General features: G+C 61.7%; 8 protein-coding genes. 6 read left to right on the top strand and 2 right to left on the bottom strand.

The features are described 5' to 3' along the window. Positions 1 to 115 precede the first annotated feature (115 nt). A complete protein-coding gene (locus BLW55_RS15425; RefSeq protein ID WP_090329387.1) occupies positions 116 to 877 on the top strand; it encodes a DeoR/GlpR family DNA-binding transcription regulator in 762 nt (253 codons plus the stop codon). A gap of 3 nt (positions 878 to 880) precedes the next feature. Here the strand turns inward: BLW55_RS15425 and BLW55_RS15420 are convergent, their stop codons facing one another. Continuing rightward, positions 881 to 2,710 (bottom strand): cation:proton antiporter, encoded by a 1,830-nt coding sequence (locus BLW55_RS15420; RefSeq protein ID WP_090329386.1) that lies wholly within the window; start codon positions 2,708 to 2,710, stop codon positions 881 to 883. A gap of 116 nt (positions 2,711 to 2,826) precedes the next feature. Then, on the bottom strand, positions 2,827 to 4,005 hold the full coding sequence (locus BLW55_RS15415) for a transporter substrate-binding domain-containing protein (protein ID WP_090329385.1): 1,179 nt from the start codon (positions 4,003 to 4,005) through the stop codon (positions 2,827 to 2,829). A gap of 262 nt (positions 4,006 to 4,267) precedes the next feature. On the opposite strand from BLW55_RS15415, the gene BLW55_RS15410 reads away from it, so the two are divergent. The 5 genes from BLW55_RS15410 (at position 4,268) to fhuB (ending at position 11,353) form a co-directional block, all read left to right on the top strand. Beyond that, complete coding sequence (locus tag BLW55_RS15410) at positions 4,268 to 5,338, top strand: siderophore-interacting protein (protein WP_090329384.1); 1,071 nt, start codon at positions 4,268 to 4,270, stop codon at positions 5,336 to 5,338. Positions 5,339 to 5,629: 291 nt separating this feature from the next. After that, entirely contained in the window at positions 5,630 to 7,630 is a 2,001-nt protein-coding gene (locus tag BLW55_RS15405; protein WP_244509096.1) for a TonB-dependent siderophore receptor, read from the top strand. A gap of 45 nt (positions 7,631 to 7,675) precedes the next feature. After that, positions 7,676 to 8,467 carry an ABC transporter ATP-binding protein gene (locus BLW55_RS15400; RefSeq protein ID WP_244509095.1) on the top strand — a complete coding sequence of 264 codons (792 nt, stop codon included), beginning with the start codon at positions 7,676 to 7,678 and terminating at the stop codon, positions 8,465 to 8,467. Continuing rightward, entirely contained in the window at positions 8,464 to 9,363 is a 900-nt protein-coding gene (locus BLW55_RS15395; RefSeq protein ID WP_090329381.1) for an ABC transporter substrate-binding protein, read from the top strand. The genes BLW55_RS15400 and BLW55_RS15395 overlap by 4 nt, the downstream gene beginning before the upstream one ends. After that, positions 9,350 to 11,353, top strand: coding sequence for a Fe(3+)-hydroxamate ABC transporter permease FhuB (gene fhuB, locus BLW55_RS15390; protein WP_090329380.1), 2,004 nt, complete (start codon positions 9,350 to 9,352; stop codon positions 11,351 to 11,353). The genes BLW55_RS15395 and fhuB overlap by 14 nt, the downstream gene beginning before the upstream one ends. Positions 11,354 to 11,401 lie beyond the last annotated feature (48 nt).

Raw genomic sequence — 11,401 nt, 5'->3', positions numbered from 1 at the left:
GCGAAGTCAATACAAAAATGTGGTTATTTGACCGATATTCTCATTTTCTGGAATCATTTTCAGGCAAAATCGGTCAAAATGCGTTAGAAACGGTCATCCCAGACAGAGAGAAAACATGAGCTATTCACCGCGCCACGGGCAGATCCTCGACCTTCTCACGAAGGAAGGCACGATGGGTGTGAACGACCTCGCCCGGCATCTGGACGTTTCGGTCGAAACGGTGCGGCGCGATGTGAAAGCGCTCGCCGGGCGCGGTGAAATCGTGCGCATGCACGGCGCGATCGCCCTGCCCTCCGTCGTCAATGAAGCACCGTTTGAACGCCGGATGCGGGAAAACCGCGAGGCGAAGGAAACCATTGCCCGGCTTGCCGCCGCGACGATCCGCGACGGGGAATCAGTGATGCTCGACACAGGCACCACGACAAGCCTTCTGGCGCGCGCACTGCTCGACCACCGGCAACTCACCGTCGTGACCAATTCATCCGACATCGCCCGCACACTCGCCACCGTCAACGGCAACAAGGTCTACATGGCCGGCGGCGAGTTGCGCAGCGACAGCGGTTCCGCCCTTGGCTTTTCAGCCATCGAATTCATCAGCCGGTTCAGCGTCGATCACGCCATCATTTCCGCAGGCGCGGTGAACGCGGTTACCGGCATTATGGATTACGACCTTGAAGAAGCGCAGTTCGGCAATGCCGTGCTTGCCCGCGGCCGGCGCCGCGTCGTTGTCACCGACGCTTCCAAGTTCGGGCAGAAGGGGCTCGTCCGGGTGTGCGCCCTCACCGATGTCGATGAACTGATCGTCGACCGGCCGCCACCGGCCGACCTTGCCGATGTGCTTCGCCAGGCCGAGATCAGGGTGACAAGCGACGCCTGACGCTCAGGCCTTTTCCTGTGAAGTGGTTTCATTGCTGGAAGCGGCCCGCCGGTCCCTTGCCGGCGTGAAGCTGACCACGCGATCATCGACCGACGGCGTGCCCGTGGCGCCGGCGGCAAAAACGATCTTGCCGGAGGGTTTTACCCACAGAAGCACGATCGTCTCGCCGGCCCGGCTTTTCAGATATGCATCGTAGTCGAACTCGTCGGAAAGCTTCGTCGCCTGAAAGGTCCAGCCCTGCCAGTGCCGTTCACGCAGGGTGCGGAAATCCACGCCGTCTTCGGTAAGCGGGCGTCCGCCAAGGGTGAAGTTGAGCGACATGCGCTTCGACTGTTCCGCCCCGCGTCCGAGCTGATAGACGTGCGAGCGTCCAAGCTCCGGTGCGAAATCGGTGCAGACGAGCGAGTTGTATGCGTCATTATCGGTGACAGCGATCAGCGTCGAAAACCGCTTCGGGTCAATGCTGTGATGCGCTTCTTCCGAGAGTATGTCGCCGTAGAACACGGGTATTTCGGATAGACGCGCTTCCGCGATATGGTTCCAGTTCGGGTCTGCGATCATGACCGGCACATCCATGTCGCGCAGCTTGCGCGCCAGATCGATGGCCCATCTCGGCCCGCCGGCAATCAGGAGCCCGGGCTTGTCAGCGCTTTTCAGGTTCAGAAGCGAAGCCAGCGGGCCGAGTGTGAAACCGTGTAGCACGATCGTTGTGACAACCACGGCGAAGGTGAAGGACACCATACGGTTTGCATCGGCGATCCCTGCATCTGCCAGGGCACCGCCAAACAGGCCCGACACGGCGACGGCCACCACACCACGCGGCGCGATCCAGCTTGAAAGCGTGCGCTCGGCAAGGGTCGCGCCGGATCCGACCGTTGCGGTCATGATCGCCACCGGGCGCACAACAAAAAGAACGGATCCGACAAAGAGAACCGCGCGCCAGTCGAGGCTTAGGAAATCCTCGACGGTGAGCGAGGCCGTGAGCAGGATGAATATCCCCGAGACCAGGAAAACCGTGATCGTCTCCTTGAAACGCCGCATCTCGGCAAGGCTCGCAATGCGGGTGTTCGCCAGCACGATGCCCATCACCGTCACCGTCAGAAGCCCCGCCTCCTCGAGCACGAGATTGGTCAGCGCATAGGCCAGGAGCACCGTGGCAAGCAGGATCGGCGCCTTGAGGAATTCCGGCACAACACCGCGCACAAACGCCCAGTGGATGGCCCGCGCCGCCAGATAACCGCCGGCAACCGCAACGACGAAAGCTGCGGCCACCACATAGGCAAGGCCCCCACCCTGATGCTGCCCGATCAGCACGAGAACGACCTCAAACGCGACAACGGCAAAGAGCGCCCCGATCGGGTCGTTGACGATGGCCTCCCATTTGAGCAGCGAGGCCGGGCGCGCGGCGAGCTGCGCCTGACGCAGAAGCGGTGTGATGACGGTGGGGCCAGTTACCACCAGAATGGCGCCGAGCACAACGGCTGTCGGCCACGAAAGCCCGCCGATATAGTGTGCCGAAAGCGCGGTCATCACCCAGACCATCGGGCCACCGATGATGATAATGCGGCGCACCGCGGTCGAAGTCTCACTGATCTCCTTGAAATTGAGCGTGAGCCCACCCTCGAACAGGATAATCGCGACCGCAAGCGAGACGAGCGGACGGTAGATGGTGCCAAAATCCTCGGTCGGGTTTACGAACCCGGTGGCCGGACCGGCGAGAACGCCGGCGAGCAGCAGAAGCACGATGGCCGGAAGACGCAGCCGCCAGGCGAGCCACTGCGCGCCCATGCCCATCACGCCGATCAGCGCGATCTTCAATCCGATGTCATGCATGGAGCAAATCCGTTTATCCGAGAAAGACTGGGGCAGCCGGGCGGCCAATGAGCATCATGGCAACAATAGTCAATCTTCCGGCTCCGGTCGCGGATCAATTGCGGATACGGGAGAAATCAAAGCGCGTTGCCGAAATATTCAAGCCGCAGCTCTTCGACGGCACCGCTTTCCTGGAGACTGAGTATTTCAAGCGTGACCGGCGTCGTCAGATCGCTCTCGAGAGGGAAGGCGAAGCCGTACTTATTGGGATGGAACAGGCTGCCGACGACTTCCATCTCCTGCTGGGGATGGACATGCACATAGTGCTCAAGGGTTGGTGCATCTGCCACGATCGCCTCGATCCGGCCCGCTTCAAGGGCCGCAACCGCTTCCCCCAGCCCCGGGTAGGAGTGCGTTCCGATACCGATCTCGTTCAGATAGTCCTCCGACGCGCTTCCGGTGAAAACGCCCGATGTTTTGCCGGGCAAATCGGCCAGGGACGTGACGCCCTGCTCGATTGACACCGCCGTCATGACGCTCGTCACGGAAGAGGTGATGTAGGCAACAACCGCGACACCGAAAACCATCCAGATTGCCGACCAGATGCGCCCTTGCCATCCGAACAGATTTTTCCGCGTGGCCTTTCCGGAGGTTGCGACCGACATGACCTGGTAGAAGCTCTCTGCCAGGCCCTCGCGCCAGCGCCGGGGAAAATCCCTGTCAAATCTGCGGTCGAACAGGGTGATGAGAATGGTCGCCAGAACGATGACGAACGCAAGCCATGCATAGGCGCGCAGATGCCCGGCATTTCTTAACCCCGTTATGACGCTCTGAATGCCGGCAGACCCGCTTTCCGGCACCATGATGCGCAGACCGGTATCGTACCAGGGCTGCGTATAGGACAAGATTCCCGCACGCTTGTGCGTGATCGTCAGGTTGGTAACGGCGGCATCGACCTGGCCCGTACGTGTGGCCTCGACCAGATCCTTCAGGTTTGTAAATGCCACATAGCGGGTGGCGAGGCCCAGCTTTCCGGCGACGATCTCCCAGAGATCGATGGCCATGCCGTCATATTTCCCCGACTCCTCGCTAACGAAAGGCGGGCTGACATAGACACCCACATCGACACTTCTTCTCCCTTCGTCTGCACCGGCATCCGCCTGTGCCTGCGCCTTCTGCCCCGCTCCAAGCATCAATGACAGGCAGAGAAGGGTGAGAAACCCAAGGGAGCGCGATGTGCGGGCGGTGGAGACAGACGAAATCCGCAACCTGTTCTCCACGTCGATTTCGGGATGATGGGAATTCAGGAATGACATGAGATGACGGCTTCTCTGGTTCAAATCAGCAAATGTCCACTGGACATGACCCTGCGCATCTGGGGTCAGGCGGTGACGACTGTCCTGCCTATGGTGCAAATCATATGTCCGGCTGCAACCCCGTCATGGCAGTCTTTTGTCCGCAGCCCTGTGGAACGGTGCCAGATTTTCCGTCCACCGCGGTCGGCTCGCATCCAGCCGTTGCAATGCCATTTAATATGACTATAAAACTCCAATTAATTTTCAAAAGCAGGATCTCTTCATGACCACGCATGGTTCGTTCCGCGCACAGTTACGCCTCCCATTCAATCCGGAAAAGCAGTTGCTGGAGGCCTTCGCGGCAGGCGATGTAGGGGCGGTGGTGGAGGAAACCACGACGGGATGGCAGTTACAGCACTCCCTCGGGCGCATCGCCCTAAAGCCGCAGTCTTCTAGCATGGACATCCTGCTTGACGCCGAAGACCGAACGTCCCTCGCCTATCTTCAGCTCGGAATCACCCATCGCCTGCAATCCCTCGACAAAAACCTCGATCTTGACTGGCAGAGCGACAACACACCCGGCATGCTGCTTCCCTATTTTCGGGAGATGCGCGTCGTCTCCGCGGAAAACCTGACACCCTTCATGAAACGGGTCCGCCTTGCGGGGGAAAACCTCGCGCGTTTCGCACGTGGCGGCCTTCATATGCGGCTTCTGTTTCCTCCCGCCGGCACCGCCAACCCTTCATGGCCCTGCATCGGCAAGAACGGTGAAGCGATCTGGCCCGACGACGAGAACAGGCCGGTCGCCCGCGTCTACACGATCAGGGCAATCGACGTGGACCGGGGGCATGTCGATGTCGATATGGTCCTCCATGAAGGTGATGCCTATCCGGGCGCTGGCTGGGCCGCGCAGGCGAAACCGGGCGACATTGTCGGCATGACGGGCCCCGGAGGCGGCGAGGCGCCCGAGGCGCACAGGCTGGTGCTCCTCGGCGACGAGACCGCCCTGCCGGCAATTGCCCGCATTCTGGAGGGGCTGTCCAGCCAGACGAAGGCGATCGTTCGCGTGGAGATTGCCAACCAGTCCGAAACCCAGCCCCTGGCGACACGCGCGGAACTCGATCTCGAATGGCTGGTGCGCGATGACCGAGCAGCCGGCAGCACGACGCTTCTGGAAGAAGCGGCGAAGGCGTTGCCCATCAAAGGTGACGACCCCGACCTCTTTGTCTGGGCCGGATGCGAATTCTCCGCATTCAAGGCCATACGCGGCCATCTGCGTAAATCGCTACGGCTGCCGAATGCGCAGCATCTGGTTGTGTCCTATTGGCGACGCGGTGTGGCTGGTGTGCATTGAGCCGCAACCAAAAGCAGAGGGAAACCGTCTGGTGGGACGGTTTTAAGTTGACTCGCATTATCAGGTAAAAATATATAGCACCGCTATTTAAAATCGCGGATGAGATCAGATATGCGCAGGTCCAGTTCCTCTTTACCCACCAGCCGTCTGGCGGCAGCACTGCTTTTGTCAACGGCGCCCATATTCACTGCACATGCACAGGACAGTGCGGAGAAAAGCACCACTTTGGATCGTCTTGTGGTCGAGGGTGACAGCATCTCCGCTTCACCCGTTGGGCCAGATGACGGGTTCGTGGCAGATAACAGCGCCACAGCCACCAAAACGAACACGCCGATCGACCGCGTGCCGCAGTCGATCTCGGTTGTCACCCGCGACCAGATGGACATGCAGGGTGCCGACAGCGTCGGCGCGGCGGTGCGCTATACGCCCGGCATCCGCAGCGAGGCGTATGGTGCCGACACGCGCTATGACTGGTTCTTCATGCGCGGGTTCTCGGCCCAGGCCCGCGGTCTCTATCTGGACGGCCTGCAGCTGCGCTCGCAGGCTTTCGCCAATTTCCGCGTTGAGCCCTACGGCCTCGAGCGCCAGGAAGTGTTGCTCGGACCGAGCTCCGCACTGTTCGGGGCGGGAAGCCCGGGCGGGCTCATCAATCTGATTTCCAAGCGCCCGCAGGAAGACACGTTCTATCGCGCGTCGGTCGCGGGCGGCTGGCCAAAAAAAGGAGAGGTCGCCCTCGACCTCAACGCCGCCCTGCCCGGCCATGACGGGGTCTATGCCCGTTTCACTGCGCTCGGCCGCCTTGGCGAAACGCAGGTCGATCATGTCGATGACAACCGGCTCTATCTCGCCCCTTCCATAACCTTCAAACCGCAGGCGGGAACCGAACTCACCATCATGGGCAAGTTCCAGATGGACCGCACCGGCACGGTGACGAGCTTTCTGCCCTACGATGCGACCGCGCGCCCGGCTTCCTTCGGGCGCATTCCGACCGACTTCTTCAGCGCCGACACGAATTTCGACCGTTACGACCGCAATCAGATGATGCTCGGCTACGAGTTCGAGCACGAATTTGAGAACGGCCTGAAATTCTCGCAGGATTCGCGCTATTCTTACATTTCAACCGAATACGAAACGCTCTATGGCGTGGGCCTCGTGAGCAGCTACCTGCCGGGTTACCCCGACAATTTGCTCGCCCGCCAGGCGCTTGCCACGGATGACAGCATCGGTGCCTTCCAGACCGACAACCGCATCGAAAAAACGTTCGACACGGGCCCGGTAGGTCACCAGCTTCTGGCCGGCCTGGACTACCGTTACGAGGTCTTCGACAACCGCTCCGGCTATGGCGACGATCCGAGCGGAAATTTCTACATTATCGACATTCTCAATCCCGTTTACGGGATCAACGTCCAAAGACCCGCCTACTCGACGGATTCGACCACGCGCTCGCACCGCGTCGGCCTTTACGTGCAGGATCAGATTGCGCTGACCGACCGCCTCGATGTGACGGCGGGCCTGCGGCACGACTGGGTATCGAGCCGGTTTGACAACCATCTGACGGGATCGCGCACCGACCGCGACGACACGGCGCTCACCGGCCGCATCGGTGCAAGCTATGAGGTGCTGCCGGGTCTGCGCCCCTATGCGAGCTATGCGACCTCGTTCGACCCGCTGTCCGGCACCGACATCAACGGCAATCCGTTCGACCCGGAAACCGCTGAGCAATATGAGGTCGGCGTTAAATATCAGGATCCCCTCGACCGGTTCCGCCTCACTGCGGCGTGGTTCGACCTGACGCGCGAAAACGTTCTGACCAACGACCCGGCCAATCCGAACTTCAAGGTGCAGACCGGCGAGGTGCGCTCGCGCGGCATCGAACTGCAGGCGCAGGCAAACCTCGCCGAACGCTGGGACATTGTGGCCTCCTACACGAATTACGATCTGGAGATCACCCGTTCCAACAATGGCGATCAGGGCATGGTGCCGATCGGTGTTCCGCAGCAGATGGCCTCGCTGTGGGTCAACCATCGTTTCGGCGGGCAACTTGAGGGCCTGCGCGTCGGTGCGGGCGTGCGCTATGTGGGCAAATCCTACGCCAACGCCGCCAACACGCTGACCGTGCCTGATTATGTGGTTGCGGATGCGAGCATCGGCTACCGGTTCGACAAGACCGAGCTGTCACTCAATGTGAGCAACCTTTTCGACAAGCACTATGTCGCCGCCTGCGCCGGCCAGAACGCCTGCTACTACGGCGACCGGCGCAATGTGAAAGCCAAACTGACCTTTGAATGGTGATGGGCGCGCCGGCGCGCTTTTCTCCCAAACGCTGATGGAATGCCGATGAATGCACACAGTCTGACGGGATTTGAGGTTGAAAATCTGGAATTCCGGCCAAACGGCCGGGCCATTCTCAGCGACCTCAACGCTTCTTTCAATTGCGGGCGCATCTACGGCATCATCGGCCCCAATGGCGCGGGCAAGAGCACGCTGATGAAACTGCTCGCCCGCCACCTTCGGCCAACCGCGGGCAAGGTCCGTTTTGCTGGAGACGATGCGAATGGCTGGAACGGCCGCGCCTTTGCGCGCGAAGTCGCCTATCTGCCGCAGAGCCTGCCGACGGCCGAACACCAGACCGTGCGCGAACTCGTCGCGCTCGGTCGCTATCCCTGGCACGGTCCTTTTCGCAAGCTCTCAACCGAAGACCGGAACGCGGTCGATACCGCGCTCGATGAAACCGGCAGCCGCGAGCACGAAAACCGGCTGGTGGGTACACTTTCAGGCGGTGAGCGCCAGCGCGCGTGGATCGCAATGGTGCTGGCGCAGGCGCGCCACTTCCTGCTGCTCGATGAACCGACCTCGGCGCTCGATCTCGCGCATCAGGCACGCATTCTCGCCCTTCTGCGCGACATCGTTGACAGGCGCGGCATTGGCGTTGCTCTGATCGTTCATGATCTGAACATAGCCGCCCAGTTCTGCGACCGCATCCTGGCTCTGCGCGACGGCAGGCTGATCGCCAGCGATGCGCCCTCGCAGATCATGACACCAAAGGTTCTGACGGATCTCTACGATATTCCCATGGAGGTGTTCGCGCATCCGGCCGATGGCCGGCCAGTGGGGTATATCGCGTCATGAGGCGTATCGTTCTCGCGCTGGCCCTGGCGCTCTCCGCGACAATGGGTGCCGAAGCCGGAGAAACCGACAAGCCACGCCTCATCGCGCTCGACTGGGGTCTTGCCACCACGCTGCTCGGCATTGGGGTCGAGGTCAGAGGTGTGCCGGAGAAACCGGCCTTCCTCGACTGGGTTCAGGACCCGGCGCCCGCCCCTTCCTCCCGAGATCTCGGCCTGCGCCTTGCACCCGACATGGAACGGCTCGAAGAGGCAGACCCCGATTTCATTCTCATATCGCCTCAGTTCGCCAGTATCGAAAAGCGCCTGGAAAGCATCGCTCCCGTGCGCTCTTTTGCAATCTTCACGCCGGAAAAGACGCCGCTGGCCAATGCACGCAGCGTCACACGCGCGCTTGGCGATCTCGCAGAAAATCCTGAAGGGGCCGAGGCCCTTATCGCCGACACCGACAGGGCCATTGCCGCTCTGCGGGAGAAAGCCGAGGCGCAACGCGAGACCTGCGGGTTTCTCGTCGTCAATTTCGTTCGCGGCGGGACCGTTCGCGTCTTCGGTGAAGGGAGCCTTTACGGCGGGGTTCTGGAAGAAGCCGGCCTCGCCAATGGCTGGACCGGAGCGACGAATTTCTGGGGGTTCGCCACCGTGCCGGTCTCCGAACTCCTCCACCACCCGGATGATGAACTCATCATCGTTTCACCAGTCCCCGTCGAGGTTCGCCAGATGCTCGCGGCTGAGGACGACGTCCTTTCGAACGGGCTTTTTGGAAAGATTCCTGCGCTCCGCAAGGGCCGCTACACGATGATGCGGCCGGTCTGGTCGTTTGGCGGGCTGACCGAGGCACGCACCTTCGCGCGGGAACTTTCCGCAACAGACCTGCCGGACTGCAGCAATGACAATTCGTAAGAGCCGTCCCCTTCCGCTTTTGCTGGCGCTGGCGAGCCTTGTGCTGCTTGGCCTCTTCATCGCCGGGAACACGGCCGCAATCCGTGGTGAAGAATCGCTCACCGCGCTCATTTTCGGGCAGACGGAGAACCCCTCGGTTTCCATCGAATACTGGTATGCCTATCTGCCCCGGCTTTCCGTGGCCCTGCTCGCCGGTGCGGGGCTTGGCATCGCCGGTGCGGTGTTCCAGCAGATCCTCCAGAATCCACTCGCCTCTCCGGCCACGCTCGGTGTGTCATCGGGTGCGCAGCTTGCACTGGCCGTGGCCCTTCTGCTCGCCCCCGAACTGCACGCCGACCACCCTTTTCTTGTCGCGCTGGCCGGCTCCTTTCTGGCCTGGGGGCTTGTCAGCCTTCTCGTGGGCCGTCGCATGGACGATCCCGTCAGCCTCGTCCTGACAGGCATGGTGGTGAGTTTCACGGCAGGGGCCGTGACCACATGCCTTTTGCTGCTCAAGAACCAGTATCTCACCAGCCTCTTCCTCTGGGGCTCGGGCGATCTGACCCAGTATGACTGGCAAGGCGTGCATTTTCTCCTGCCCAGGCTGGTGCTGGGCGCTGCCGCTCTCCTTCTTCTCAGCCGCCCTCTCGCACTGATGGGGCTAGGGCGGGAGAGCGCGCGTTCTTCCGGGCTTTCCACCGGCCTGTTCAGCTTTCTCGCTCTGGGAATTGCGATCTTTCTCGCATCGGCGGTGACAGCGACGGTCGGCCTGATCGCCTTTGTCGGTCTTGCAAGCCCGCATCTGGCGACGATGCTGGGCATGCGCAGGATCGGTCCGCGTCTGCTCACGGCAGGCTTCGTCGGTGCATTGCTTCTCGGCCTTGTCGATCAGGGCATGCAGTTCGGCCTGAGCGGCCTTGGCCGCTTTCTGCCCGCGGGCGCCCTGACCGGGATTCTCGGAGCGCCGCTGCTACTCTACCTCCTGAAGCGCCTGCCGCCGGCCAGCGCATCCTCGGCCGGGGAAGTTCTGCCCGTTTCCGCCGGCCTTTCGGGGCGCGGCGAGCGCTACTTCCTTGTCCTTCTCATGACGATCCTCGCGCTGGCGATCCTGATTGCGCTCGGCCTGCCCTCGATTGGTTTCGAAACCATCATGGACTGGCGTGCCGCGCGCGTTTTCGCGGCAGCCCTTTCCGGTGCTGCGCTCGGCCTTGCCGGCTGTCTGGTCCAGCGCCTGCTTTCGAACCCGATGGCAAGCCCGGAGATCATCGGTGTTTCCACCGGCGCCGTCATGGGCGTGATCGGGATCATGATCGCGCTCCCTGCCGCCACGGCCGGCATGCAGATGACCGGCGCCCTTTTCGGAGCGCTGGCAATCCTCCTGGCAATCCTCGCCTATGCACGCAGGCACGATCTCGAGCCGCGCCGGCTTATTCTCGCCGGTATTGCCATCACCGCCTTTGCCGACGCGCTCGTACTGACATTTCTGGCAACCGGCGACCCGCGCGGCAATGTTGTGCTGGCCTTCATGTCGGGGTCGACCTATCGCGTCGGCATGGGTGATCTGGCCCTGCCCGCCATCATGGCGATGGCAGGCGCCGGCATCGCGCTTTCGACGCTGCGCTGGCTTGATATTCTGACGCTCGGCGGCGCCGCGGGCCGTTCGCTCGGCCTGCCCCTTGGCGCGGCGCGCTTTTTCATCATCCTCGCAACCGCACTCCTGACAGCATCCGCCTGCCTGTTTCTGGGCCCGATCAGCTTCGTCGGACTGACGGCACCACACATTGCCCGCCTTTGCGGATTGCGCCGAACAACGGTGCAACTGCCCGGAGCCGCCCTGACAGGCGCCATTCTGGTCGTCATGGCCGACTGGACCGGCCGCCAGATATTCAGACCGTATGAACTGCCGGCGGGCCTGCTATCGGTTCTCCTGGGAGCGCTGATCCTTGGGATAATCATGTGGCAATATGGAAAACGCGCGCAACCACACACCCGTACCCAGACGACTGCCTGAACGATCCTTTGAAGAGATTTCCACTGACGGCAAGATCGCGTAGAGATT

This window comes from Nitratireductor aquibiodomus (genome assembly GCF_900105565.1).
Classification (GTDB): Bacteria; Pseudomonadota; Alphaproteobacteria; order Rhizobiales; family Rhizobiaceae; genus Nitratireductor; species Nitratireductor aquibiodomus.
Note: the sequence above shows the minus strand (reverse complement) of the source record. Positions and strands in the feature narration are given on the sequence as shown.

Excerpts from the sequence above, each read along its gene's own strand:
- BLW55_RS15410 (WP_090329384.1), top strand. The coding sequence starts at position 4,268 with ATGACCACGCATGGTTCGTTCCGCGCACAGTTACGCCTCCCATTCAAT.
- BLW55_RS15395 (WP_090329381.1), top strand. The coding sequence starts at position 8,464 with ATGAGGCGTATCGTTCTCGCGCTGGCCCTGGCGCTCTCCGCGACAATG.
- BLW55_RS15420 (WP_090329386.1), bottom strand. The coding sequence starts at position 2,710 with ATGCATGACATCGGATTGAAGATCGCGCTGATCGGCGTGATGGGCATG.
- BLW55_RS15415 (WP_090329385.1), bottom strand. The coding sequence starts at position 4,005 with ATGTCATTCCTGAATTCCCATCATCCCGAAATCGACGTGGAGAACAGG.
- BLW55_RS15425 (WP_090329387.1), top strand. The coding sequence starts at position 116 with ATGAGCTATTCACCGCGCCACGGGCAGATCCTCGACCTTCTCACGAAG.
- BLW55_RS15400 (WP_244509095.1), top strand. The coding sequence starts at position 7,676 with ATGAATGCACACAGTCTGACGGGATTTGAGGTTGAAAATCTGGAATTC.
- fhuB (WP_090329380.1), top strand. The coding sequence starts at position 9,350 with ATGACAATTCGTAAGAGCCGTCCCCTTCCGCTTTTGCTGGCGCTGGCG.